This is a genomic window from Pseudomonas sp. B1(2018), from assembly GCF_003097365.1.
Taxonomy (GTDB): domain Bacteria; phylum Pseudomonadota; class Gammaproteobacteria; order Pseudomonadales; family Pseudomonadaceae; genus Aquipseudomonas; species Aquipseudomonas laurylsulfatiphila.
The window spans coordinates 84,963-109,763 of record NZ_PYUK01000023.1 but is presented as its reverse complement, the minus strand read 5'-3'; the positions used below and the strand labels follow the sequence as shown (position 1 = coordinate 109,763).

At 60.7% G+C, this 24,801-nt stretch carries 20 protein-coding genes and 1 pseudogene; 12 read left to right on the top strand and 9 right to left on the bottom strand.

The genetic code is table 11. From position 1 onward, the window contains the following. Positions 1-96 (top strand): annotated as a pseudogene (locus C9422_RS32685) (IS110 family transposase); the annotation flags it as partial. 51 nt (positions 97-147) lie between these two features. On the opposite strand, the gene C9422_RS27740 reads toward C9422_RS32685, so the two are convergent. Next, positions 148-894: a 3-oxoacyl-ACP reductase family protein gene (locus tag C9422_RS27740; protein WP_116582882.1), complete on the bottom strand. Its 747-nt coding sequence runs from the start codon at positions 892-894 to the stop codon at positions 148-150. A gap of 124 nt (positions 895-1,018) precedes the next feature. On the opposite strand from C9422_RS27740, the gene C9422_RS27735 reads away from it, so the two are divergent. Next, positions 1,019-1,942 carry a LysR family transcriptional regulator gene (locus tag C9422_RS27735; protein ID WP_116582881.1) on the top strand — a complete coding sequence of 308 codons (924 nt, stop codon included), beginning with the start codon at positions 1,019-1,021 and terminating at the stop codon, positions 1,940-1,942. A 115-nt stretch (positions 1,943-2,057) separates the two neighbouring features. Here the strand turns inward: C9422_RS27735 and C9422_RS27730 are convergent, their stop codons facing one another. The 3 genes from C9422_RS27730 to C9422_RS27720 form a co-directional block, all read right to left on the bottom strand. After that, on the bottom strand, positions 2,058-2,786 hold the full coding sequence (locus C9422_RS27730) for an aspartate/glutamate racemase family protein (protein WP_007988885.1): 729 nt from the start codon (positions 2,784-2,786) through the stop codon (positions 2,058-2,060). 56 nt (positions 2,787-2,842) lie between these two features. Next, positions 2,843-4,384, bottom strand: a complete 1,542-nt coding sequence (locus C9422_RS27725; protein ID WP_116582880.1) for an NCS1 family nucleobase:cation symporter-1 — start codon at positions 4,382-4,384, stop codon at positions 2,843-2,845. Positions 4,385-4,949: 565 nt separating this feature from the next. Further along, positions 4,950-5,684 (bottom strand): phosphoadenylyl-sulfate reductase, encoded by a 735-nt coding sequence (locus C9422_RS27720; protein WP_008061755.1) that lies wholly within the window; start codon positions 5,682-5,684, stop codon positions 4,950-4,952. A 173-nt stretch (positions 5,685-5,857) separates the two neighbouring features. Between C9422_RS27720 and thrH the strand changes: the two genes are divergently transcribed. Next, positions 5,858-6,475 (top strand): bifunctional phosphoserine phosphatase/homoserine phosphotransferase ThrH, encoded by a 618-nt coding sequence (gene thrH / locus C9422_RS27715; RefSeq protein ID WP_116582879.1) that lies wholly within the window; start codon positions 5,858-5,860, stop codon positions 6,473-6,475. A gap of 92 nt (positions 6,476-6,567) precedes the next feature. On the opposite strand, the gene pabB is transcribed toward thrH, so the two are convergent. The 4 genes from pabB to C9422_RS27695 all read right to left on the bottom strand — a co-directional run bounded on the left by pabB (position 6,568) and on the right by C9422_RS27695 (position 11,161). After that, entirely contained in the window at positions 6,568-7,911 is a 1,344-nt protein-coding gene (gene pabB, locus C9422_RS27710) for an aminodeoxychorismate synthase component I (RefSeq protein ID WP_116582878.1), read from the bottom strand. A gap of 186 nt (positions 7,912-8,097) precedes the next feature. Further along, entirely contained in the window at positions 8,098-9,084 is a 987-nt protein-coding gene (locus tag C9422_RS27705) for an alpha-L-glutamate ligase-like protein (RefSeq protein WP_116582877.1), read from the bottom strand. Next, positions 9,084-10,619: an inactive transglutaminase family protein gene (locus tag C9422_RS27700; protein WP_007971541.1), complete on the bottom strand. Its 1,536-nt coding sequence runs from the start codon at positions 10,617-10,619 to the stop codon at positions 9,084-9,086. Before C9422_RS27700 ends, C9422_RS27705 begins: the two co-directional genes overlap by 1 nt. 5 nt (positions 10,620-10,624) lie before the next feature. Further along, complete coding sequence (locus C9422_RS27695; protein ID WP_085716837.1) at positions 10,625-11,161, bottom strand: ATP-dependent zinc protease; 537 nt, start codon at positions 11,159-11,161, stop codon at positions 10,625-10,627. Positions 11,162-11,457: 296 nt separating this feature from the next. On the opposite strand from C9422_RS27695, the gene C9422_RS27690 reads away from it, so the two are divergent. From C9422_RS27690 to prpF, 5 genes are all read left to right on the top strand, one after another. Beyond that, positions 11,458-12,177 carry a GntR family transcriptional regulator gene (locus tag C9422_RS27690; protein ID WP_007971537.1) on the top strand — a complete coding sequence of 240 codons (720 nt, stop codon included), beginning with the start codon at positions 11,458-11,460 and terminating at the stop codon, positions 12,175-12,177. After that, positions 12,174-13,064, top strand: a complete 891-nt coding sequence (prpB, locus tag C9422_RS27685; RefSeq protein ID WP_116582876.1) for a methylisocitrate lyase — start codon at positions 12,174-12,176, stop codon at positions 13,062-13,064. Before C9422_RS27690 ends, prpB begins: the two co-directional genes overlap by 4 nt. Positions 13,065-13,235: 171 nt before the next feature. Next, positions 13,236-14,363 carry a 2-methylcitrate synthase gene (gene prpC / locus C9422_RS27680; RefSeq protein ID WP_007971533.1) on the top strand — a complete coding sequence of 376 codons (1,128 nt, stop codon included), beginning with the start codon at positions 13,236-13,238 and terminating at the stop codon, positions 14,361-14,363. A 160-nt stretch (positions 14,364-14,523) separates the two neighbouring features. Next, the gene (gene acnD, locus C9422_RS27675; protein ID WP_116582875.1) at positions 14,524-17,118 is read left to right on the top strand and encodes a Fe/S-dependent 2-methylisocitrate dehydratase AcnD; all 2,595 of its coding nucleotides are present in this window, start codon (positions 14,524-14,526) and stop codon (positions 17,116-17,118) included. A gap of 66 nt (positions 17,119-17,184) precedes the next feature. Further along, on the top strand, positions 17,185-18,375 hold the full coding sequence (gene prpF, locus C9422_RS27670) for a 2-methylaconitate cis-trans isomerase PrpF (RefSeq protein WP_116582874.1): 1,191 nt from the start codon (positions 17,185-17,187) through the stop codon (positions 18,373-18,375). A 180-nt stretch (positions 18,376-18,555) separates the two neighbouring features. Here the strand turns inward: prpF and C9422_RS27665 are convergent, their stop codons facing one another. Beyond that, positions 18,556-19,374 (bottom strand): pyruvate, water dikinase regulatory protein, encoded by an 819-nt coding sequence (locus C9422_RS27665; protein ID WP_007971527.1) that lies wholly within the window; start codon positions 19,372-19,374, stop codon positions 18,556-18,558. Between the two features lie 174 nt (positions 19,375-19,548). On the opposite strand from C9422_RS27665, the gene ppsA reads away from it, so the two are divergent. From ppsA to C9422_RS27640, 4 genes are all read left to right on the top strand, one after another. Continuing rightward, positions 19,549-21,924: a phosphoenolpyruvate synthase gene (gene ppsA / locus C9422_RS27655; protein ID WP_116582873.1), complete on the top strand. Its 2,376-nt coding sequence runs from the start codon at positions 19,549-19,551 to the stop codon at positions 21,922-21,924. Positions 21,925-22,142: 218 nt separating this feature from the next. Further along, entirely contained in the window at positions 22,143-23,132 is a 990-nt protein-coding gene (locus tag C9422_RS27650) for an alpha/beta fold hydrolase (RefSeq protein WP_116582872.1), read from the top strand. Between the two features lie 140 nt (positions 23,133-23,272). Beyond that, on the top strand, positions 23,273-23,761 hold the full coding sequence (rraA, locus tag C9422_RS27645) for a ribonuclease E activity regulator RraA (protein WP_173900792.1): 489 nt from the start codon (positions 23,273-23,275) through the stop codon (positions 23,759-23,761). A 27-nt stretch (positions 23,762-23,788) separates the two neighbouring features. Next, positions 23,789-24,784, top strand: a complete 996-nt coding sequence (locus tag C9422_RS27640) for a zinc transporter ZntB (RefSeq protein ID WP_116582871.1) — start codon at positions 23,789-23,791, stop codon at positions 24,782-24,784. Positions 24,785-24,801: the final 17 nt, after the last annotated feature.

Sequence of the window (24,801 nt, the reverse complement as noted above, 5' to 3'; positions counted from 1 at the left end):
ACCACTCAGGCGCTGGTGATACTGGCTCGCAAGCTTGCTCGGGTCGTATTCGCCCTGCTGAAAGGACAGAGCGAATATCAACCCAAAGCCGGTTGAGGGCTTCCCCTCAACCATAGAATCTCCCACATTTGCTATGCGCTCAACGCATCAGGCGCCGAAGCCACCGTCGATGGTCAGGCTGGCCCCGGTGATGTAGCCGGCTTCCGGGCTGACGAGGTAGGCGACGAAGCTGGCGATCTCTTCGGCCTTGCCGTACCGGCCCACGGCCATCAACGGGATCAGGCTTTCCGCAAAGTCACCCTCGGCCGGGTTCATGTCGGTGTCGACCGGACCCGGCTGCACGTTATTGATGGTGATGCCTTGCGGCCCGAGGTCACGGGCCAGGCCTTTGGTCAGCCCGACCAGTGCCGACTTGCTCATGGCGTACGGGCCGCCACCGGCAAAGGGCATGCGATCGGCGTTGGTGCTGCCGATGTTGATGATGCGACCGCCTTCGGTCATGTGCCGGGCGGCGGCCTGGGTGGCGATGAACACGCTGCGTACGTTGATGGCCAGGGTCTGGTCAAAGTCTTCGAGTTTGAACTCGGCCAGCGGTGCGACGGCCAGTACGCCTGCATTGTTGATCAGGATATCCAGGCGACCGAAGGCTTCTACCGTGGCGGATACAGCGCCGCGGATCGCGTCGGCGTCGGCGCTGTCGGCCTTGATGGCCAGGGCCTTGCCGCCCTTGGCGGTGATGCTGTGTTGCAACTCTTCAGCCTTGGCTGTCGAGCTGACATAAGTGAAGGCAACGGTCGCGCCTTCAGCGGCCAGGCGCTTGACGATGGCTGCACCGATACCGCGGGAACCACCTTGAATCAATGCCACTTTGCCGCTGAGGTTCTGAGTAGTCATGTCGATCTCCAAGTCCCGAGGCGAGATGTCCCGGTTGATGGAGCCTAGTATCAGTTCTGGATTACGTGTCGTGTAGACCATGGTTGCGATAGTCTGTGTAAACCAAAAGTTTATAGTGGCGCCTATGGAAACCTTCAGTAGTATCGAATGCTTTGTGCGCAGCGCCGAGGTTGGCAGCTTCGCCGAAGCGGCGCGACGCTTGAGCCTGACACCGGCGGCGGTGGGCAAGAGCGTTGCCAAGCTTGAGGCGCGCCTGGGCGTCAGATTGTTTCAGCGCAGCACGCGCAGCCTGACGCTGACCGAGGCCGGTCAGTTGTTTCTCGGCGAAGTCAGTACCAGCCTGCACACCATCCAGAATGCCGTCGCCAACCTCGCCAGCGCCGGTGGGCAGCCTGCGGGTACATTGAAGGTCAGCATGGGGACGGTGTTCGGTTGCCTGTACATAGTGCCGATGCTCGGCGAGTTTCTGCGGCGATTCCCGGCGATCAACCCGGACTGGCACTTCGACAACCGTCAGGTCGATCTGATCGGGCAGGGGTTCGACGCGGCCATCGGCGGCGGCTTCGAACTGCCCCAGGGCGTAGTCGCGCGCAAGCTGAGTCCGGCGCATCGGGTATTGGTGGCTTCGCCGGAGTACCTGGCGACACATGCGTCAATCACCGAACCGGACGAACTCAAGCACCACGACGGGATCCTGATCCGCTCGCCACAAACCGGTCGCGTGCGCTCCTGGCAGTTGACCCATCGCAATCAGCAACACAGTCCGTTGACGCTCAAGGCGCGGATGACCATGAGCGATTCCGAGGCCGCCTGCGTCGCCGCCGCACAAGGCCTGGGCATTGCGCTGGTGAGCATGCCGTTCGCCTCGGGTTATCTGGAGGTGGGCAGGTTGCAGCGGGTGTTGCCGGACTGGTACATCGACGACGGCTACACCTCCATCTATTACGCCGAACATAAACTGCTGCCCGGCAAGACCCGGGCGTTTGTCGATTTCATCATTGAGCAGTTTGCCGAGCGGGGGTTGGGGCAGAGGTTCAGTGCGGTTTGAGTCAGGCTTGGGACCGAGGTGCCCCCTTCGCGAGCAAGCCCGCTCCCACACTGGATCTGCGCCGTTCACAATCCCCTTGTGGGAGCGGGCTTGCTCGCGAAGGGGGCGCCTCGGTCTATCGGGCAAACCGCCCCGGCCAGCCAATGATGTTTTTCGGCCGTGGCGTCGCATAGGTCCGCACCTTCGAAGTCGACAACCCCAGCCGCACCAGCGATTCGGCAATGGTCACCGCCGCCGTCACCCCATCCACCACCGGCACTCCGGTACGTCGGCGAATCTGCTCGTCCAGCCCGGCCATGCCACCGCAACCGAGGCAAATCACTTCGGCCTTGTCCTGGGTCACCGCCAGTTCGGCCTGGTGCACGATGGCTTCCAGTGCGCGCTGCGGTTCATGTTCCAGCTCAAGCACCGCCAGGCCACTGGCCCGTACCGAGGCGCAACGGTCCCACAGGCCGGAGAGTTTGAGGCGGTCTTCGATCAGCGGCACGGTGCGGTCGAGGGTGGTGACCACGGAATAGGCGTGACCGAGAAACATCGCCGTGCTGGCAGCGGCATCGGTGATGTCCACCACCGGTACGTTGAGCAGCTCCTGCAAGCCTTCGCGGCCGTGCTCGCCGTAGCCGGCCTGGATCACCGCGTCGAATGGCTGGTCGTAGGACATCACCCGGTCCATGACCGCGATGGCCGCCAGGTAACTTTCGAAGTTGCCCTCGATGGAGTCGGCGCCGAAGTGCGGGGTGAGGCCGACGATTTCCGTGCCGGGCGATGCGACGGCCTGCGCCGAGCGGGCGATGGCCTGGGTGATGGATTCGGTGGTGTTGACGTTGACCACGAGAATGCGCATGGGGAGTCCTTATTGCGGATGGTTCTGCGGCCCGACTTTGCCGGGCCGCCATGGAGTTAATGGCTGGCGTTTTCGACCGCGATGGCTTCGCCGCTGACATCGGCGTAGTGCGGTTGGCGCTTGGCGATGATCAGGTAGAGCATCCCGGCGATGCCGGCACCAATCAGCCAGGAGAATGGCGACACGCTGTGGAACCCCGGCACCAGGGCCAGGACGATGGCGATCAGGGCGGCGGGGATGAACGCCGCCACGGCGCGCAAATTGACCCCGCGGCTGTAGTAATAAGGGCCGTTGGGGTCTTCGCTGTACAACTGCGGCACGTTGACCTGGCCTTTTCGAACCAGCCAGTAGTCGACCATGATCACGCCGTACAACGGGCCGAGCAGGGCACCGAGGCCGGACAGGAAGTACACGATCACCAGCGGGCTGTTGTAGAGGTTCCACGGCAGGATCAGCACCGCGATGGTCGCGCTGATCAGTCCGGCGCGACGGAACGTCAGGTACTTCGGCGCCAGGTTACTGAGGACGAACGCCGGGGCGACGAAGTTGGCCATGATGTTCACCGCCACGGTGACGATCAGGAACGCCAGGCAACCGAGTACCAGGAAGAAGGTGTTGGGGATCGAGGCGATGATTTCGGTCGGGCTTTCGATGATCCGGCCGTTGATCTGGAACTGCGCGCCGCACAGCAGGACAGTGATGCTGGCGAACACCAGGATATTCACCGGCAAGCCCCAGAAATTTCCGACCTTGATGGTCTTGCGGCACGGTGAAGAGCGGGCAAAGTCGCAGAAATTGAGGATCAAGGTGCCGTAGATCGCCAGCCACAGTGCGCCACCGGCAAAGATGTTGCGCCACATCTCGCCACCGGCCAGCGGCTCACGGATCGACCAGGCAATGGTCGCGTTGGCCTGGAAGTACATCCACGCGGCGAGGGCGGCAACGGTCAGCAGAATCACCGGACCGGCAAACGCCTCGTAGCGGCGCACCATCTCCATGCCATAGGCCAGGATCGCCAGTTGCACGAACCAGATCGCGACGAAACACACCCAGCCCAGGGTCGACAGGCCGAGGATCGAGTCGTGGTCGTAGTCGGCGAACCCGGGATGGATCGCCGTCAACAGCACGCGAAAGACGACGGACGCGAGGTACGTCTGAATACCGAACCAGGCGATGGCGATCACGGCGCGGATCAACGCGGGAATCTGCGCCCCGTGAATGCCGAAACTGATCCGGCTGATGACCGGAAACGGAACCCCGGTCTTTTGACCCATGTAGCCGGACAGGTTCATGAAGCAATACACCAGCGCCGCTCCGATCCCCAGGGACAACAGGATCTGCCAGCCACCCAGGCCCAGGGCATACAGGCCAATGGCAAAGGAGTAGTTGGCAATGTTGTGAACGTCATTGGTCCACAAGGCAAAGATGCTGTAGCGGCCCCAGCGCCGGCCTTCGGCCTTGGTCGGCGCCAGGTCCTTGTTGTGCAGGCGGGGACTGAGCACCACGGGGGAGTGATGCGCCTGATGGTCGGCGGTGTGGGTGGAATGAGGGGAGGGTAGATCCAGCGCGATATTGTTGTTGGAGAGACTAGTACGCATTCCGGCAGGCTCCTGATGCTCGACGCCGCGATGACTGTGCATGAGCCTTGGCTCGACAAATCTTCGTCGCGGGTGGCGAATATCATTGGTTACGGGGCATCTGCAGCCTGTACGGGATAGGGCGCTTCAGGCTTGCGGATCTAAAGTGTGTGTATGTTTTGATTTTATTGTATACAAAACATGTATGCACTTAAGCCAGATCCATGCCAGTCGAGCGTTCTATGAACGGCGCTGTTCATTTCGTTTTGTTATGGCTTTTCGCCAAGTTATTGAAAAATTGACAATATAAATTGACCGTTTGAACAGGTATTTATTTTTTGAGAGGGGATTTGGACGAGGCGATGGGAAAGGAAATGTAACTTTTTGGGGCGCAGAAACTAAAAGTGCACACACAAATGGCACCGATGGTGACAATCATGTGTACACATTCTTGTGAGCTGACACATTACCAATGTGGGAGCGGGCTTGCTCGCGAAGGCGTAGTGTCAGTCAGTAAATAAATTGACTGACACTACGCCTTCGCGAGCAAGCCCGCTCCCACAGGGGATATCACCGGTCAGAAGGGTTACGACTTGCTGATGATATTCCCCGCGTGCAACCCGCATTCCTTCTGCGTCGCTTCTTCCCACCACCAGCGGCCTTCGCGCTCATGCTGGTTCGGCAGTACCGGACGGGTGCAGGGTTCGCAGCCGATGCTGATGAAGCCGCGTTCGTGCAGGCTGTTGTACGGCAGCTCCAGCATGCGGATGTAGCCCCAGATCTCTTCGCTGGTCATTTGCGCCAGCGGGTTGAACTTGTACAAGGTGCGTTCCGGGGTGGAGAACGCGGTGTCGATTTCCATCACTGCGACGGCGCTGCGGGTGCCGGGGCTCTGGTCGCGACGCTGGCCGGTGGCCCAGGCTTTCACGCCGGACAGCTTGCGGCGCAGCGGTTCGATCTTGCGGATGCCGCAGCATTCGCCATGGCCGTCCTTGTAGAAACTGAACAGGCCTTTTTCCTTCACGAAGGGTTCGAGTTTCGTGTAGTCCGGCGACACCAGCTCGATGTCGATCTTGTAGTGCTCGCGCACCTGATCGATGAAGCGGTAGGTCTCGGGGTGCAGTCGGCCGGTGTCGAGGCTGAACACCTTGACGTTCTTGTTCAGCTTCCAGGCCATGTCCACCAGCACCACGTCCTCGGCGCCGCTGAAAGATATCCACAGGTCATCGCCGAACTCGGCAAACGCGAGTTTCAGGATGTCCTGGGCGGATTTGTTGGCATAGGTCGTGGCGAGTTCCACGACGTCGAACGTTGGGCTCATCAGGGCGGCTTCCTACAGGTCGGTGGCGCTGGGCGCTCTATATGGGGCCGATGGTAACAAAAAGCTGCACGGGCCGGGGCATCCTCTGCGTTGCGCAGGCAGGCCCGAGTCGCTAGAGTTCGGCAATCCTTTTGCTCGCTCGACTCAATAATCAATACAAATGGGAGTGTCTTGTGGAAATTGCCTGTCTGGATCTTGAAGGTGTGCTGGTCCCGGAAATCTGGATCGCCTTCGCCGAAAAAACCGGGATCGAATCCCTCAGGGCCACCACCCGGGACATTCCCGACTACGACGTGCTGATGAAGCAACGCCTGCGGATTCTCGACGAGCACGGCCTGAAACTCTCCGACATTCAGGAAGTGATCGCCACGCTCAAGCCGCTGGACGGCGCCATCGAATTCGTCGACTGGCTGCGCGAGCGCTTTCAGGTGGTGATCCTGTCGGACACCTTCTATGAGTTCTCCCAGCCGTTGATGCGCCAACTGGGCTTCCCGACCTTGCTCTGCCATCGCCTGATTACCGACGACAGCGGGCGAGTCACGGGCTATCAGCTGCGTCAGAAAGATCCAAAGCGTCAGTCGGTCCTGGCCTTCAAGAGCCTTTACTACCGGGTGATCGCGGCGGGGGATTCCTACAACGACACCACGATGCTGGGCGAGGCCGATGCCGGAATCCTGTTCCATGCACCGGTTAACGTGATTGCCGAGTTCCCGCAGTTCCCGGCGGTGCATACGTTTGAAGAGCTCAAGCAAGAGTTCATCAAAGCTTCGAACCGCACTTTGAGCCTGTAAACCCGATCCCTGTAGGAGCTGCCGAAGGCTGCGATCTTTTGATCTTGTTTTTTTTAAAGGCAAGATCAAAAGATCGCAGCCTTCGGCAGCTCCTACAAGTTGTGCAGCGTTTCCAGCAGGATTTTCACCTTGGTGATCGACTCCTGATATTCGGCCTGCCACTCCGAATCCGCGACTATCCCGCCACCGCCCCAGCAACACACCTGCCCGTCCTTGACCAGCAAACTGCGAATGGCGATGGAGCTGTCCATCTCGCCGCGCACGTCCAGGTACAACAATGAACCGCAATACAGGCCGCGTCGGGTCGGCTCCAGTTCGTCGATGATCTGCATCGCACGAATCTTTGGCGCGCCGGTGATCGAGCCGCCGGGGAAGCTGCCGGCGATCAGGTCCAGAGCGTCGCGATCATCCGCCAGTTCACCGGTGACACTGCTCACCAGGTGATGCACGTTCGGGTAACTTTCCAGGCTGAACAACTCCGGCACCCGGACCGAGCCGATGCGACACGTCCGGCCGAGATCGTTGCGCAGCAGGTCGACGATCATCAGGTTTTCCGCGCGGTCCTTGGGGCTGGCCAGCAGTTCGGCGGCGTTCGCGGCGTCTTGCTCAGGCGTAATGCCCCTGGGCCGAGTGCCCTTGATCGGGCGGGTTTCCACATGGCGCTGGCTGACTTTGACGAAGCGTTCCGGCGACAGGCTGAGGACGGCATTGCCGTCAGGCAAGCTCTGGAAGCCGGAAAAAGGCGTCGGGCACGCTTCGCGCAAGGCGCAGTAGGCAGCCCACGAATCACCCTGGCAGGGCGCGCGAAAACGCTGGGCGAAATTGACCTGGTAACAGTCACCGGCCTGAATGTACTGCTGGATGCGCTCGATGGCCTGTTGATACTGGTCAGCGCTCAAGTCGGCGGTCATCGGAGTGAGCAGCTTGAAGGGCGCGACCGCTTCCGGTGCCGGTTGGCTGAACAGCTCGATCAGGCGCTGACGCTCGCTGTCGGGAAGGGTCGGGTGGAATACAAGCTGGCTGGTCAGCGCAAGGTGATCGCTGACCAATGCCCAGCCATACAGGCCGAAACGCGCGTCGGGCAGATGCAGGTCGTCACTGGCCTGGCTCGGTAGGCGCTCCAGATGTCGGCCGAAGTCGTAACTCAGGTAGCCAATCAACCCGCCGGCAAACGGCAACTCATAGGGTGCCGGCAAGGAGGCTTCGCCGAGGCGCGTCAGGTTATCGCGCAGGCGTTGCAGGAAAGCCTCGCCACTTTCGTCGGGCGATACCGTCAGTTGTTCCAGCGGCCAGGCGCTGAGCAGGTCATAGCGGCCGCGGTCGGCGCTGGGGCGGCCGCTGTCGAGCAGCACGGCGCCGGGGGCATGGCGAATCGCCGCGAAGTATTGAGCGGGGTTGGCGCGATAGGGCAGCGGGTGTACGGAGCAGGTCAGCATGGGCGGGGGAGATCAGCCATCGAGGCGGGGTGGCGATTGTAGTCCTCTCGGGGAGTTGCTCCTAGAGGGGATGTCCGGGAATGTAGGAGCTGTCGAGTGAAACGAGGCTGCGATCTTTTGATCCTGAAAAAACAAGATCAAAGGATCGCAGCCTCGTTTCACTCGACAGCTCCTACAGGGCGACGATCAGCCCTCGACCGCAGGAATATGCCCAAACATCTCCTGCACAAACGCCACGCGCTCTTCCACCGTTTCGGTCACGCCACGGGCCTTCAGGTCTTCCAGCCGCGCCTCGACTGCATGAGTACGCAACGTCAGCCCGCAGTCATTGGCAATCTGGATATTCAGCCCCGGCCGGGCATTGAGTTCAAGGATCAGCGGGCCTTTTTCCTGGTCCAGGACCATGTCGACACCGATGTAGCCCAGCCCGCACAACTCATGACAGCCAGCGGCGAGTTTCATGAAACCGTCCCAGTAGGGCAGTTGCACGCCATCCACCGCGTTGGTGGTGTCCGGGTGTTTGTTGATGATGTTGTTCAGCCAGGTGCCGCGCAGGGTCAGGCCGGTGGCCAGGTCCACGCCGACGCCGATGGCGCCCTGGTGCAGGTTGGCCTTGCCGTTGGACTGGCGCGTCGGCAGGCGCAACATGGCCATCACCGGGTAACCCATCAGGACAATGATGCGGATGTCCGGCACGCCTTCGTAGCTGATGCTCTTGAAGATCTGGTCCGGAATCACGCGGTATTCGATCAGCGCCCGGTCGCGGTGACCGCCCAGTGAATACAGGCCGGTCAGGATGCTGGAAACCTGGTGCTCGATTTCTTCATGGCTGATGATCCGGCCGGACACTGTGCGATAACGTCCCTCGAAGCGGTCGGCGATGACCAGGATGCCATCGCCGCCAGCGCCCTGGGCCGGTTTGATCACGAAGTCATTGCGTGCGCCGATGATCTCTTCGAGATTGTCGATTTCCTTCTCGGTGGAAATCACGCCATAGAGCTCGGGCACATGGATGCCGGCGGCGATCGCGCGTTCCTTGGTGATGATCTTGTCATCGACGATCGGGTACAGGCTGCGCTTGTTGTACTTGAGCACGTAGTCTGCGTTGCGCCGATTGATCCCCATGATGCCCCGGGCTTCCAGGGCCTTCCAGGTTTTCCAGAAGCCGAACATCAGGCGTCAGCCTTTTTCAGGAAGGCCTTGAAACGCACCAGTTCGGTCAGGCGATAGCCGCGATAACGACCCATGGCCAGCATGAAACCCACCAGGATCAGCAGGATCGCCGGGAAAGTGAACACGAAGTACACCAGTTCCGGCACGGTCATGATCAGGTGCGCCAGGGACGCGGCGAACAGCGTGCCGATAGCGACTTTCATCGCATGGCCGCCGCCGCGTTCCTCCCAGGTGATCGACAGGCGTTCGATGGTCATGGTCAGGATCACCATCGGGAACAGCGCCACCGACAAGCCGCGCTCCAGGCCGAGTTTGTGGCTGAACAGGCTGATGGCCGCAATCAACACCACCACGAACGTCAGCACCACCGACAGTCTCGGCAGCATTTGCAGTTTGAGGTGTTCGAGATAGGAGCGCAGCGACAGGCCCAGCGCCGTGATGATGGTAAACAGCATGATACCGAAGCCAAGCTGGGTTTCGCGGAAGGCCAGGGCGATCAGCACCGGGGTGAAGGTGCCCAGGGTCTGGATGCCGATCAGGTTGCGCAGGATCAGGATCACCAGCACGCCGATCGGGATCATGACCATGATCATGAAGGTCTGCTGGGTTTGCAGCGGCAGGCCGTACAACGAGTACTCGAGGAAGTTGGCGTCGGTGTTTTCGTCGGTCAGCTTGGCCAGGCGAATGGCGTTCATTTCGCTGTTGTTCAGGCTGAAGGTCACGTTGGCTTTCTTGCCGCCATCGACGGTGATCAGGTTTTCGTCACCGGTCCACCACAGCAGGCGGTCGGTCGGCAGCCCTTGCTCACCGGTTTCCGGGTTGAAGTACAACCAGTCGGTACCATTGAAACTGCGCAGCCACAGTTCCGGTGTTTGCGGCTGGTCGGCCACCAGGCGGATGGTGTGGACCTTCTCGATCGGCACGTGGGCGATGGACAGCAGCAGCTCGACGGTTTTCGCCTTGTGCGCGGTGGATGGATCACCGGCCAGCAACAGTTTCACATTGTCGTCGTTGAGGTTGTTGACCCGCTTGATGGCTTCGCCGACGAAGGTTTCGACGTCGGCCGAGTGCTGGCGAATCGGTGCGAGCAGGGCTTCGGCGGCGATTTTTTCCGGGCCTTCGATGGTGATGCTGTCGCGAAAGGTCGGGCCTTTGATCTTGGCCTTCTCGCCGGAATAACGCTTGGTCAGCACCAGGCGGTAGTACAGCGTCTGATTGCCTTTGGCCCGGCGTGCCGACCAGGTGACCTTGCGGTTGCCGTCGACCCGGTTCACGGCCACGCCGTAATTATTGGAGATGAAGCTCTCGTTGAGGCTGACGAAGTCGCGGCTCAGCGGTGGCACGAACATCTGGATCTTGACCGGATCCTTGGCGCTGGCGACGAACTCGACCTTGGCGTCGATGTTCCACAGGTCGTCAGTGGCGTCTTCGGTCACCGGGATGCCCAGCACGAAGATCTGATAGGCCGTAACTGAAATGCCCAGCACCACCAGGATGGCGATCAGCAGTTTCAGATGAAGGGTAAGAGAGCGCATTTGAATTACTCGGCGGTATGAGCGTCGGTGGTGCAGGCAGGTTTGCCGGCAGCATATTTAAGGCTGGGGTCAACCAGTGCATCGAAACGCTTGAGCGCTTCGGAGCCAATCAGGAGCGGATATTGGAACGCACTGCGGTCGGTCAGGTTCACTTCGATGCTGCGCAGGGCCGAGCCCATGCAGATGTCCAGTTCGATCACGGGGCGGGCGGTGTACTTCTTGCCTTCCTCGGGGTCGTAGTCGCCGGCCCGGCGCTTGATCTTGCTGACACGGGCCAGCGGGCGTTCGATCGGATGCGAATGGGCGGCGTCGATGGCCAGGTAAAACCGCACCCAGGATTCGCCGTTGCGTTTGAAACGTTTGATGTCCCGTGCACTCAGGGAAGCGGTTTTCGCCCCGGTGTCGAGCTTGGCCGCCACTTCCAGGTCGATGCCATTGAGCGATGCGTACTCATTGAGGCCATACACAGTCTTTTCCCCGGCCATTGCGAACCCGGGCAGGCAAAGTAAATAAAGGAAAGCAGGGAAGGGCTTGAGTCTCATAAATCCTGGTGCGCAGCGGTCCGACTTGATTCAAGGCCCTGGCATCGCTGCGCAAGCTCCCTCGTATGCCTGGCAGATCTTTATGACAGGCAGTGCAGATGTGACAAACAAATGCGGCGGCATTCTAGCACGGTGGTTTGATGGCGCCAGCGCTGGCCGGTGGCTATGAACCAGCAGTTTGCTTCGTTATGGTGCAACCGGTTATCAGAAGATTGTCGACAATATCGATTTATCCTTTGACTGCGCTCCCGGTATTCGTTAGTTTTTGCGGCATTGGCTCAGAAGGTGTCGACAATATGCTGGATCAACTCGATCCCCCGGTTTCTACGCAAGACGATACGGAGACACTTTCCGAGAACGTCTTCCGCCGTATTCAGGCGGCTATCGTCAAAGGCGAGATCGCGCCGGGCAGCAAAATCTCCGAACCGGAGCTGGCGCGTACCTACGGCATCAGCCGGGGCCCGCTGCGCGAGGCCATCCATCGCCTGGAAGGCCAACGTCTGCTGGTACGCGTGCCGCATGTCGGGGCGCGGGTGGTGTCGCTCAATCATGCCGAGCTGCTTGAACTCTACGAAATCCGCGAATCCCTGGAAGGCATGGCCTGTCGCCTGGCCGCCGAGCGCATGAGCCTCGAGGAAATCGACGAGCTGCGTCGGGTGCTGGAAACCCATGAGCGTGATGAGGCATTCCAGGCAGGTCGGGGCTATTACCAGCAGGAAGGCGATTTCGACTTCCATTACCGAATCATCCAGGGCAGCGGCAACCGCACGCTGACCCAAATGCTCTGCGGCGAGCTCTATCAATTGGTGCGCATGTACCGCATCCAGTTTTCCACCACGCCCAATCGCCCGCACCAGGCGTTCGCCGAGCACCACCGCATTCTCGATGCCATCGCCGACCGTGACGGTGAGCTGGCCGAGTTGTTGATGCGCCGTCACATCGGCGCCTCCAAACGCAATATCGCCCGTCATTACCAGGACGGCGTCAACCCGACAGCCAAACGAGGTGAGTCATGAGTTTGAACAAGAGCACACCAGGCCAGCGTTTCCGCGATGCGGTCGCCAGCGAACATCCACTGCAAGTGGTCGGCGCAATCAATGCCAACCATGCGCTGCTGGCCAAGCGCGCCGGTTTCAAGGCGATCTACCTGTCAGGTGGCGGGGTGGCTGCCGGCTCCCTCGGCTTGCCTGACCTGGGCATCACCGGCCTGGATGACGTGCTGACCGACGTGCGCCGTATCACTGACGTCTGCGATCTGCCATTGCTGGTGGACGTGGACACCGGTTTCGGTTCCTCGGCGTTCAACGTCGCTCGTACCGTCAAGTCGATGATCAAGTTTGGCGCGGCGGCGATTCATATCGAAGACCAGGTCGGCGCCAAGCGCTGCGGCCACCGTCCTAATAAAGAGATCGTGACCCAGCAGGAAATGGTCGACCGCATCAAGGCCGCCGTCGATGCCCGTACCGACGACAGCTTCGTGATCATGGCCCGTACCGACGCCCTGGCGGTGGAAGGCCTGGAGTCTGCCCTGGATCGCGCCGCTGCCTGCATCGAAGCCGGCGCCGACATGATTTTCCCGGAAGCCATCACTGAACTTGAGATGTACAAGCTGTTCGCCAGCCGCGTGAAAGCGCCGATCCTGGCCAACATCACCGAATTCGGCGCGACCCCGCTGTACACCACCGAGCAACTCGCCGCTGTCGACGTGTCGCTGGTGCTGTACCCGCTGTCGGCCTTCCGCGCCATGAACAAGGCCGCGGAAAACGTCTACACCGCACTGCGCCGCGATGGCACGCAGGCGAATGTCATCGACACCATGCAGACGCGCATGGAGCTTTACGATCGCATCGACTACCACACCTTCGAGCAGAAACTCGATGCGTTGTTTGCGTCGAAGAAATAATTGTAGGAGCGAGCTCGCTCGCGATGGTCGCTAACGATGACGCGGGAAAATTGATACCCCGCGGTGTACGGTCCACCATCGCGAGCAAGCTCGCTCCTACAGAGGTCGGGGTGAATCCCGATCAATAAATTTGCCGATTCCCTAAAAAATTCAAGAAAACTGGAGACAGCAATGGCCGAAGCAAAAGTACTCAGTGGCGCCGGGCTCCGTGGCCAGGTTGCCGGGCAAACCGCACTGTCCACCGTGGGCCAGTCGGGTGCCGGTCTGACCTATCGTGGTTATGACGTACGTGAACTGGCGGCTGACGCACAGTTCGAAGAAGTTGCCTACCTGCTGCTGTACGGCGAACTGCCGAGCAAGGCGCAACTGAACGCCTACATCGCCAAGCTGAGCAAGCTGCGTGACCTGCCGCAAGCGCTCAAGGAAGTGCTGGAACGCATCCCCGCCGACGCCCACCCGATGGACGTGATGCGCACGGGCTGCTCGTTCCTGGGCAACCTGGAGCCGGAGAACAATTTCTCCGAGCAACACGACAAGACCGATCGCCTGCTGGCTGCGTTCCCGGCGATCATGACTTACTGGTATCGCTTCAGCCACGAAGGCAAGCGCATCGATTGCGTGAGCGACGAGCAGTCCATCGGCGGCCACTTCCTGCACCTGCTGCACGGCAAAAAACCAAGCGAGCTGCACGTCAAGGTGATGAACGTTTCGCTGATCCTCTACGCGGAGCACGAGTTCAACGCGTCGACCTTCACCGCACGTGTGTGCGCATCGACCCTGTCCGACCTGTATTCGTGCATCACCGCGGCCATCGGCTCGCTGCGCGGCCCGCTGCACGGCGGCGCCAACGAAGCGGCGATGGAAATGATCGAGCGTTTCTCGTCGCCGGAAGACGCGATCAAGGGCACCCTGGGCATGCTGGAGCGCAAGGACAAGATCATGGGCTTCGGCCACGCGATCTATAAGGACAACGATCCGCGCAACGAGGTGATCAAGGGCTGGTCGAAAAAACTCGCCGACGAAGTGGGCGACAAGGTGTTGTTCCCGGTCTCCGAAGCCATCGACAAGACCATGTGGGAGCAGAAGAAGTTGTTCCCGAACGCCGACTTCTACCATGCCTCGGCGTACCACTTCATGGGCATCCCGACCAAGTTGTTCACACCGATCTTCGTCTGCTCGCGCCTGACCGGCTGGGCTGCCCACGTGTACGAACAACGCGCCAACAACCGCATCATCCGTCCAAGCGCCGAATACACCGGCGTTGAACAGCGCAAGTTCGTGCCAATCGAACAGCGCTGAATGGTGGAAATGCCTGCACAGGTCACTGAATGAACCGGTGACCCTGTAGGAGCTGCCGCAGGCTGCGATCTTTGCCTTTTGAAGATCAAAAGATCGCAGCCTGCGGCAGCTCCTACAGACAGGCCCCACCTTTTGTAACTACCGTGACCGAGTCCTGACGATGAACACACAATTCCGTAAACCGCTGCCTGGCAGCCACCTGGATTACTTCGATGTCCGCGCAGCGGTCGAGGCGATCCAGCCTGGCGCCTACGACACCCTGCCGTACACCTCCCGTGTGCTGGCGGAAAACCTCGTGCGTCGCTGCGACCCGGCCACGCTCACCGAATCCCTGAAGCAATTCATCGAGCGCAAGCGCGACCTCGATTTCCCGTGGTTCCCGGCCCGCGTGGTGTGCCACGACATTCTCGGCCAGACCGCGCTGGTCGACCTCGCCGGCCTGCGTGACGCCATCGCCCTGCAGGGCGGTGACCCGGCGCAAGTCAACCCGGTGGTGCCGACCCAACTGATCGTCGACCACTCCCTGGCCGTCGAGCGCGGTGGCTTTGATCCGGACGCGTTCGAAAAGAACCGCGCCATCGAAGACCGTCGCAACGAAGACCGTTTCCATTTCATCAACTGGACCAAGAAGGCGTTCAAGAACGTCGACGTGATCCCGCCGGGCAACGGCATCATGCACCAGATCAACCTGGAGAAAATGTCTCCGGTGATCCAGGTGCGCGACGGCGTGGCCTTCCCTGATACCTGCGTCGGTACCGACAGCCACACCCCGCACGTCGATGCGCTGGGTGTGATCGCCATCGGTGTCGGTGGTCTCGAAGCCGAAAGCGTGATGCTCGGCCGCGCATCCTGGATGCGTCTACCGGAAAGCGTTGGCGTCGAACTGACCGGCAAGCTGCAACCGGGCATCACCGCCACCGACATGGTGCTGGCGCTGACCGAGTTCCTGCGCAAGCAAAAAGTCGTTGGTGCGTGGCTGGAGTTCTTCGGCGAAGGCGCCTCCGCGCTGACCCTCGGCGACCGCGCAACCATTTCCAACATGGCCCCGGAATACGGCGCCACCGCGGCGATGTTCTACATCGACCAGCAGACCATCGACTACCTCAAGCTCACCGGCCGTGAAGACGAGCAGGTGCAGTTGGTCGAGAACTACGCCAAGACCACAGGCCTGTGGGCTGACAGCCTCAAAGGCGCGCAGTACGAGCGCGGCCTGACGTTCGATCTGTCCTCGGTCGTGCGCAACATGGCTGGTCCGAGCAACCCGCACGCCCGTGTGGCGGTTTCGGATCTGGCTGCCAAAGGCATCTCCGGTCAGTGGGACGATGTGCCGGGGCAAATGCCGGACGGCGCGGTGATCATCGCCGCCATCACCAGCTGCACCAACACCAGCAACCCGCGCAACGTGATCGCCGCCGGCCTGCTGGCGCGCAACGCCAACAAGCTCGGCCTGACCCGCAAGCCTTGGGTCAAGTCGTCCCTGGCACCGGGTTCGAAAACCGTGGCGCTGTACCTCGATGAAGCCGGCCTGACCGAAGAGCTGGACAAACTCGGCTTCGGCGTCGTGGCTTTTGCCTGCACCACGTGCAACGGCATGTCCGGCGCACTGGACCCGGTGATCCAGCAAGAGATCATCGACCGCGACCTGTACGCCACTGCGGTGTTGTCCGGCAACCGTAACTTCGACGGCCGGATTCACCCGTACGCCAAGCAAGCGTTCCTCGCGTCGCCGCCTTTGGTGGTTGCCTATGCGATTGCCGGCACCATCCGTTTCGACATCGAAAAAGACGTGTTGGGTGTGGTGGATGGCAAGGAAATCCGCCTGAAAGACATCTGGCCAAGCGACGAAGAAATCGACGCGGTGGTCAAGGCGTCGGTGAAGCCGGAGCAGTTCCGCCAGGTGTACATCCCGATGTTCGCCATCCACGAAGACACCGGCCCGAAAGTCGCGCCGCTGTACGAGTGGCGTGAAATGAGCACCTACATCCGCCGTCCGCCGTACTGGGAAGGCGCGTTGGCCGGTGCTCGTCCGCTCAAGGGTATGCGTCCGCTGGCGGTGCTGCCGGACAACATCACCACCGATCACCTGTCGCCGTCCAACGCGATCATGATGGACAGCGCCGCCGGCGAGTACCTGGCGAAAATGGGCCTGCCGGAAGAGGACTTCAACTCTTACGCGACTCACCGCGGTGACCACTTGACGGCGCAGCGCGCCACCTTCGCCAACCCGAAACTGTTCAACGAAATGGTTCTGGAAAACGGCAAGGTCAAGCAGGGCTCGCTGGCCCGTGTCGAGCCGGAAGGCAAAGTGATGCGCATGTGGGAAGCCATCGAAACCTACATGGATCGCAAGCAGCCGCTGATCATCATCGCCGGTGCCGACTACGGTCAGGGTTCGTCCCGCGACTGGGCGGCGAAGGGCGTGCGCCTGGCGGGTGTGGAGGCGATTGCCGCCGAAGGTTTCGAGCGCATTCACCGCACCAACCTGGTGGGCATGGGCGTGTTGCCGCTGGAGTTCAAGCCAGGCACCAACCGTCACACCCTGGCCATCGACGGCAGCGAAACCTACGACGTGATCGGCGATCGCACGCCGCGCGCCGAGCTGACGCTGGTGATCCATCGCAAGAACGGTGAGCGCGTCGATGTGCCGGTGACCTGCCGCCTCGACACCGCCGAAGAAGTGTCGATCTACGAGGCCGGCGGCGTGCTGCAACGCTTCGCCCAGGACTTCCTCGAAGAGTCGGCGGTTGCCGTTTAACACAGGCTGTACCGACACGGGACTTTGAGTCCCGTGTCTGCTTTCAGATCAGGAGTAACGAGCACCATGGCTCACGCAGCTCAAATCAAGATTCCAGCTACATACATGCGCGGCGGCACCAGCAAAGGCGTGTTCTTCAGTCTCAAGGACCTGCCTGAAGCGGCACAGGTCCCAGGCCCGGCCCGCGACGCGTTGCTGCTGCGCGTGATCGGCAGCCCCGATCCGTACGACAAACAAATCGACGGCATGGGCGGTGCGACCTCCAGCACCAGCAAAACCGTGATCCTGTCGAAAAGCACCAAGGCCGATCACGACGTCGATTACCTGTTCGGTCAGGTGTCCATCGACAAGCCCTTCGTCGACTGGAGCGGCAACTGCGGCAACCTGTCGGCGGCGGTCGGTTCGTTCGCGGTCAGCAACGGCCTGGTGGACGCCAGCCGTATCCCGCATAACGGCGTAGCCGTGGTTCGCGTGTGGCAGGCCAACATTGGCAAGACCATCATTGCCCACGTGCCGATCACCAATGGTGAAGTGCAGGAGACCGGCGATTTCGAACTCGACGGCGTGACCTTCCCGGCGGCCGAAGTGCAGATCGAGTTCCTCGATCCGGCAGCGGAAGAAGAGGGCGGTGGCGGTTCGATGTTCCCTACCGGCAACCTGGTCGATGACCTGGAAGTGCCCGGCGTCGGCACTTTCAAGGCGACCATGATCAACGCCGGCATCCCGACGATTTTCGTCAATGCCGAAGACATCGGCTACAAGGGCACCGAGTTGCAGGGCGCGATCAACGGCGACCCGAAAGCCTTGCTGATGTTCGAGACCATCCGTGCCTACGGCGCATTGCGCATGGGCCTGATTTCCAACATCGACGAAGCGGCCAAGCGTCAGCACACGCCGAAAGTCGCCTTCGTGGCCAAGCCGGCGGACTACGTGGCGTCAAGCGGCAAGGCAATTGCCGCAGGTGATGTCGACCTGCTGGTGCGTGCGTTGTCCATGGGCAAGTTGCACCACGCGATGATGGGCACGGCGGCCGTGGCGATCGGTACCGCTGCAGCGATTTCCGGCACCCTGGTGAACCTTGCGGCAGGCGGTATCGAACGCAACGCGGTGCGCTTCGGACACCCGTCCGGCACCCTGCGCGTCGGCGCCGAGGCCAGCCTGGTCAATGGTGAATGGACCGTGAACAAGGCGATCATGAGCCGCAGTGCGCGGGTATTGATGGAAGGGTTTGTGCGGGTGCCGGGGGATTCTTTCTAAGATCACCCAAAACCCTGTGGGAGCGGGCTTGCCCGCGAAAGCGGTGTGTCAGGCAATGTTGATGTCGACTGACACTCCGCCTTCGCGAGCAAGCCCGCTCCCACACTGGATCGACGGTGTACAAAGATCAAATGTGGGAGCGAGCTTGCTCGCGATAGGGCCGGAACAGGCCCGGGAGCTTTACTTGAAACGCCGCTCCACACCTTTCTCCACGAGAATCTTCGCGGAGATCTCTTCCACGGAGAAATGCGTGGAGTTGATGTGCGGAATGTTTTCGCGGCGGAACAGGTTCTCGACCTCGCGCACCTCGAACTCGCACTGGGCGTAGCTCGAATAGCGGCTGTTGGGCTTGCGCTCGTTGCGAATCGCGGTGAGGCGGTCCGGGTCGATGGTCAGGCCGAACAGCTTGTGCTGGTGGGCGCGCAGGGCGTTTGGCAGTTGCAGGCGTTCCATGTCGTCTTCGGTCAGCGGGTAGTTGGCCGCGCGGATGCCGAATTGCATCGCCATGTACAGGCACGTCGGCGTCTTACCACATCGCGACACGCCCACTAGTATCAGGTCGGCCTTGTCGTAATAGTGCGTGCGGGCGCCGTCGTCGTTGTCGAGGGCGAAGTTGACGGCCTCGATACGCTCCATGTAATTGGTGTTGGCGCCGATGGAGTGGGACTTGCCGACGGTGTAGGAAGAATGCTCGGTCAGTTCCTGTTCAAGCGGTGCCAGGAACGTCGAGAAAATGTCGATCATGAAACCATTCGAGGTGGCGAGAATCTCACGAATGTCCTGATTGACGATGGTGTCGAAGATAATTGGACGGAAGCCGTCGGTTTCGGCGGCTTTGTTGATTTGTTGTACCATGGCCCGCGCTTTGTCCACGTTGTCGATGTACGGCCGCGTGACCTTGCTGAAGGTAATGTTTTCGAACTGCGCCAGAAGGCTTTGACCCAGGGTTTCGGCGGTAATGCCGGTACCATCGGAGATAAAGAAAGCAGATCGTTTCATTTGCACCTTGGGCCTTAAGCTAGTAACGAATCTTGGATATGATAGGCGCGATTTGCCGGCCGCCAATGGCCCGCATTCTCACTTATTTTCCAGGTCCAGGCCATATAGCCGGCAAATGCTCACTTAAGCAGCCGGTTTCTGAGCTTTTCCAACACAGTTAGTGGAGAGATCACCTTGGTAGAGTACGTAGTTTCCCTCGATAAGCTCGGCAAACACGATGTTGAGCATGTGGGGGGCAAGAACGCATCCCTGGGCGAGATGATCAGCAACCTTGCGGGTGCCGGTGTATCGGTGCCCGGCGGCTTCGCCACGACCGCTCAAGCTTATCGTGATTTCCTGGAGCTGAGCGGCCTGAATCAGCAGATTCACGACGCGCTCGATGCCCTGGACGTCGATGACGTGAATGCCCTGGCCAAGACCGGTGCCCAGATCCGTCAATGGATCATGGAAGCCGAGTTCCCTGAAAAACTGAATGCCGAAATCCGTACCGCGTTCGCCACGCTGTCCGCCGGCAATCCTGACGTGGCCGTGGCCGTGCGTTCTTCCGCTACCGCCGAAGACCTGCCGGACGCTTCCTTCGCCGGTCAGCAGGAAACCTTCCTGAACATCCGTGGTGTCGATAACGTCATTCGCGCCGCCAAAGAGGTGTTCGCCTCTCTGTTCAACGACCGTGCCATTTCCTACCGCGTGCACCAGGGCTTCGACCACAAGCTGGTTGCCCTGTCGGCCGGCGTGCAGCGCATGGTCCGCTCCGAAACCGGCACCGCCGGCGTGATGTTCACCCTCGATACCGAATCGGGCTTCCGTGACGTGGTGTTCATCACCGGCGCCTACGGCCTGGGTGAAACCGTCGTTCAAGGCGCGGTGAACCCGGATGAGTTCTACGTCCACAAGGGCACGCTGGCGGCCGGTCGTCCGGCCATCCTGCGCCGCAACCTGGGCAGCAAGGCCATCAAGATGATCTACGGCGACGAGGCCAAGGCCGGTCGTTCGGTCAAGACCGTCGACGTGGACAAGGCCGAGCGCGCACGTTTCTGCCTGACCGACGCTGAAGTCAGCGAGCTGGCCAAGCAGGCGATGATCATCGAGAAGCACTACCAGTGCCCGATGGACATCGAGTGGGCCAAGGACGGTGACGACGGCAAGCTGTACATCGTGCAGGCCCGTCCGGAAACCGTGAAGAGCCGCACCCAGGCCAACGTCATGGAACGTTACCTGTTGAAAGAAACCGGTACCGTGCTGGTTGAAGGTCGCGCCATCGGCCAGCGCATCGGCGCCGGCAAGGTCCGCATCATCAAGGACGTGTCCGAGATGGACAAGGTCCAGCCAGGCGACGTACTGGTGTCCGACATGACCGACCCGGACTGGGAACCGGTCATGAAACGCGCCAGCGCCATCGTCACCAACCGTGGTGGTCGTACTTGCCACGCGGCGATCATCGCCCGTGAGCTGGGCATTCCAGCGGTAGTCGGTTGCGGCAACGCCACCCAGCTGTTGAAAGACGGCCAGGGCGTGACCGTTTCCTGCGCTGAAGGCGACACCGGTTTCATCTTCGAAGGCGAACTGGGCTTCGACATCAAGAAGAACTCCGTGGACGCCATGCCGGAGCTGCCGTTCAAGATCATGATGAACGTCGGCAACCCGGACCGCGCCTTCGACTTCGCCCAACTGCCGAACGCCGGTGTGGGCCTGGCCCGCCTGGAGTTCATCATCAACCGCATGATTGGCGTGCACCCTAAAGCACTGCTGAACTACGACGGTCTGCCGCTGGACATCAAGGAAAGCGTCGACAAGCGCATTGCCGGTTACAACGACCCGGTCGGCTTCTACGTCGAGAAACTGGTCGAAGGCATCAGCACCCTGGCGGCTGCGTTCTGGCCGAAGAAGGTCATCGTGCGTCTGTCGGACTTCAAGTCCAACGAATACGCCAACCTGATCGGCGGCAAGCTGTACGAGCCGGAAGAAGAGAACCCGATGCTGGGCTTCCGCGGTGCTTCGCGTTACATCAGCGAATCGTTCCGTGACTGCTTCGAACTCGAATGTCGCGCCCTCAAGCGCGTGCGCAACGAGATGGGCCTGACCAACGTCGAAATCATGGTGCCGTTCGTTCGTACCCTGGGTGAAGCGAGCCAGGTGGTGGATCTGCTGGCGGAAAACGGTCTGGCCCGTGGCGAAAACGGCCTGCGCGTGATCATGATGTGCGAACTGCCGTCCAACGCCATCCTGGCTGAAGAATTCCTCGAGTTCTTCGACGGTTTCTCCATCGGTTCCAACGACCTGACCCAGCTGACCCTGGGCCTGGACCGCGATTCCGGTATCATCGCGCACCTGTTCGACGAGCGTAATCCGGCGGTCAAGAAGCTGCTGGCCAACGCGATTGCCGCCTGCAACAAGGCCGGCAAGTACATCGGCATCTGCGGTCAGGGCCCTTCGGACCACCCGGACCTGGCCAAGTGGCTGATGGAGCAGGGCATTGAAAGCGTTTCGTTGAACCCGGACTCCGTACTGGAAACCTGGTTCTTCCTGGCAGAGGGTCAGGCGCAGGCTTGACCCCATGTGAACGGGCCGCTCACGTACCTTTGTAGGAGCGAGCCTGCTCGCGATGGACGTCAACGATGACGCGTTTTTGCTGGATAAACGTGGTGTCCTGAAGTTTTTCGCGAGCAAGCTCGCTCCTACAGGGGCGATGCAGTATCAGTGAGCGGGCGTTTTAGAGACTCAAGCAGGGCGGGCTCCTCCGGATGCCGCCCTTTTTTGTGCAAGAGATTATGCAAAGCAGCAGCAACCTATTTCCTGTCGCCCTGATCAGCGCCGAACGGCGCGGCGATCTGAGCGAAGATGTGTATCGTTTGAAACCCGGTAACAGCCCCGACTTCACCGTCGAACTGGCTGTGACACGCCTTGGCATGGCCGATGAGCCGTCATCCCGTGGTGTGCCGGTGATCCTGCTGCACGGCAGCTTTTCCAATCGCCGGTTCTGGTTCTCTCCCAAGGGCCTGGGGTTGGGCGCCTATCTGGCGCGCCAGGGGTTCGACGTCTGGATTCCGGAAATGCGCGGCCATGGTCTGTCCCAGCGCAACCACGACTACCGCAAGAACCGGGTCGCCGACTACGCACGCTATGACCTGCCGGCCATTGGCGCCTTCGTCCGCGAACAGAGCGGGCAGGTGCCGCACTGGATCGGTCACTCGCTGGGCGGTACTACACTGGCTGCAGCGCTGGGGGGCGAGTACATCGGTGAGCCGGTGGTGGCCTCGGCGGCTTTTTTCGGTACACAAGTCAGCCGCACCTACTGGCCATTGAAGATTCCGCCGGTGGAGTGGAGCAGTCGCTTCATTCTCAAGCGTTTTGCCCAGTTGTCCGGCGCAAGGCTCAAGCGCGGCCCGGAGGACGAGCCCATCGGCCTGGCCCTGGAAAGCATGCGTTGGTTCGGTCTGTTCGGGCGCTTTGGCGATGCCGATAAAGACTGGTGGGCCGGTTTGGCCGAGGTCAGGTTGCCGGTGCTCGCCGTGAGTGCAGCGGGTGACCATCAGGACCCGGCGTGGGCGTGCCGCAAACTGTTCGAACAGTTCGGTTCCGAGCACAAGCAATTTATCAATCTGGGACGTGACCAGGGTTTCAGCGACAATTTCGGTCACGTTGAAATGCTCGTCAGCAAACCTGCCCAGGCCGAAGTCTGGCCGTTGGTGACCCGCTGGCTGGCGGATCAGCAGACGCCCTTGTTGGGTGAGCAAGGGGATTTGGCCGCGGCGGTTTGAGCCTGATGCTCTAACAAGGGCATTTCGCTCCGGTCGGCTTGCGGCTAAGATATGACGCATTGAGCTGTTCCGGTCACTTTGCGTGACTGAGTCATCACTGATGTTCGTGCTGTCTTCCTCTTTACAGGAGTTTCTCGATGATCCATTACCTCACGCCTGACCTGTGCGACGCCTATCCGGAACTGGTGCAGGTGCTGGAACCGATGTTCAGCAATTTCGGCGGCCGCGATTCCTTCGGCGGCGAAATCGTGACCATCAAGTGCTTCGAAGACAACTCGCTGGTCAAGGAGCAAGTCGAGCTCAAGGGCAATGGCAAGGTTCTGGTGGTCGATGGCGGCGGTTCCCTGCGCCGCGCGCTGCTGGGTGACATGCTCGCCGAGAAGGCCTCCAGCAATGGCTGGGAAGGCCTGGTGATCTATGGTTGCATCCGTGACGTCGACGTCATCGCGCAAACCGACCTGGGGGTTCAGGCGCTGGCCAGCCACCCGATGAAAACCGACAAGCGCGGTATCGGCGATCTCAACGTAGCCGTGACCTTCGCTGGCGTGACCTTCCATCCGGGCCATTACATTTATGCGGACAACAACGGCGTGATCATCTCGCCCAGCCCGCTGAAGATGCCTGAATAAAAACGGCTGCAGACCAGAGGAGTGCGGATGTTCGAGGAAGAAAACGCGCAATGGGGGCTGGTGCATGCCCTGGTGCTGGACGGTAGAGGCGGTGCGCGTTCGATTGCCCGGACTGAACTTGACGACTTGCAGCTGCAGGCCCATGAAAGCTTGTGGTTGCACTGGGATCGCAGTCATCCGCAAACCCAGACCTGGCTACGCAAATCCAGCGGTCTGAGCGAATTCAGCTGTGACCTGTTACTCGAAGAAAACACCCGTCCGCGACTTTTACAGCTTTCGGACAGCGAACTGCTGCTATTTTTGCGCGGGGTCAATCTGAACCCCGGTGCCGAACCGGAAGACATGGTGTCGGTGCGGATCTTCGGTTCTGCCCAGCGTGTCATTTCCCTGCGTTTGCGTCCGTTGCGCGCCACTGAAGAGCTGCTGGTGCAGCTGGCCGATGGCAAGGGGCCGAAAACCGCCTCGGAACTCATCCTGTATATGGCGCAGTACCTCACCAACAAGGTGCAGGATCTGGTCAGCGACCTCTCGGAAGTGGTCGATGAGGAAGAAGAAAAGCTCGATGCCGACGAACGGTATGCACCGGAACACGGCGCCGTATTGCAGATCCGTCGCAGGGCTGCCGCGCTGAAGCGTTTTCTCGCTCCGCAGCGGGATATTTTCGGTCAGCTGACGCGGATCAAATTGCCCTGGTTCGTCGAGGACGATGGTGATTACTGGAACGAATTGAACAACAGCCTGACCCGCTACCTCGAGGAGCTGGAACTGACCCGGGAGCGGGTGGGGCTGGTCCTGGAGGCTGAAGACCGTCGCTTGAGCGTGCGCATGAACCGCACTATGTATCGCTTCGGGATCATCACCGGGATCTTTTTGCCGATGAGTTTTCTGACCGGGCTTTTGGGGATCAACGTCGGTGGCATTCCATTCTCTGCCAGCCCTTACGGCTTTCTGATCGCCTGCCTGATGATGGTCTCGGTGGCGCTGGGGCAATGGTGGTTATTCCGACGTTTGCGCTGGGTCTGAGGGAAAGCATGTGACCC

Bases quoted from the DNA above. Each gene is read 5' to 3' on its own strand.
- C9422_RS27740 (WP_116582882.1), bottom strand. From the start codon at position 894: ATGACTACTCAGAACCTCAGCGGCAAAGTGGCATTGATTCAAGGTGGT.
- C9422_RS27735 (WP_116582881.1), top strand. From the start codon at position 1,019: ATGGAAACCTTCAGTAGTATCGAATGCTTTGTGCGCAGCGCCGAGGTT.
- C9422_RS27730 (WP_007988885.1), bottom strand. From the start codon at position 2,786: ATGCGCATTCTCGTGGTCAACGTCAACACCACCGAATCCATCACCCAG.
- C9422_RS27725 (WP_116582880.1), bottom strand. From the start codon at position 4,384: ATGCGTACTAGTCTCTCCAACAACAATATCGCGCTGGATCTACCCTCC.
- C9422_RS27720 (WP_008061755.1), bottom strand. From the start codon at position 5,684: ATGAGCCCAACGTTCGACGTCGTGGAACTCGCCACGACCTATGCCAAC.
- pabB (WP_116582878.1), bottom strand. From the start codon at position 7,911: ATGCTGACCTGCTCCGTACACCCGCTGCCCTATCGCGCCAACCCCGCT.
- C9422_RS27705 (WP_116582877.1), bottom strand. From the start codon at position 9,084: ATGTTCGGCTTCTGGAAAACCTGGAAGGCCCTGGAAGCCCGGGGCATC.
- C9422_RS27700 (WP_007971541.1), bottom strand. From the start codon at position 10,619: ATGCGCTCTCTTACCCTTCATCTGAAACTGCTGATCGCCATCCTGGTG.
- C9422_RS27695 (WP_085716837.1), bottom strand. From the start codon at position 11,161: ATGAGACTCAAGCCCTTCCCTGCTTTCCTTTATTTACTTTGCCTGCCC.
- C9422_RS27690 (WP_007971537.1), top strand. From the start codon at position 11,458: ATGCTGGATCAACTCGATCCCCCGGTTTCTACGCAAGACGATACGGAG.
- prpB (WP_116582876.1), top strand. From the start codon at position 12,174: ATGAGTTTGAACAAGAGCACACCAGGCCAGCGTTTCCGCGATGCGGTC.
- prpC (WP_007971533.1), top strand. From the start codon at position 13,236: ATGGCCGAAGCAAAAGTACTCAGTGGCGCCGGGCTCCGTGGCCAGGTT.
- acnD (WP_116582875.1), top strand. From the start codon at position 14,524: ATGAACACACAATTCCGTAAACCGCTGCCTGGCAGCCACCTGGATTAC.
- prpF (WP_116582874.1), top strand. From the start codon at position 17,185: ATGGCTCACGCAGCTCAAATCAAGATTCCAGCTACATACATGCGCGGC.
- C9422_RS27665 (WP_007971527.1), bottom strand. From the start codon at position 19,374: ATGAAACGATCTGCTTTCTTTATCTCCGATGGTACCGGCATTACCGCC.
- C9422_RS27650 (WP_116582872.1), top strand. From the start codon at position 22,143: ATGCAAAGCAGCAGCAACCTATTTCCTGTCGCCCTGATCAGCGCCGAA.
- C9422_RS27640 (WP_116582871.1), top strand. From the start codon at position 23,789: ATGTTCGAGGAAGAAAACGCGCAATGGGGGCTGGTGCATGCCCTGGTG.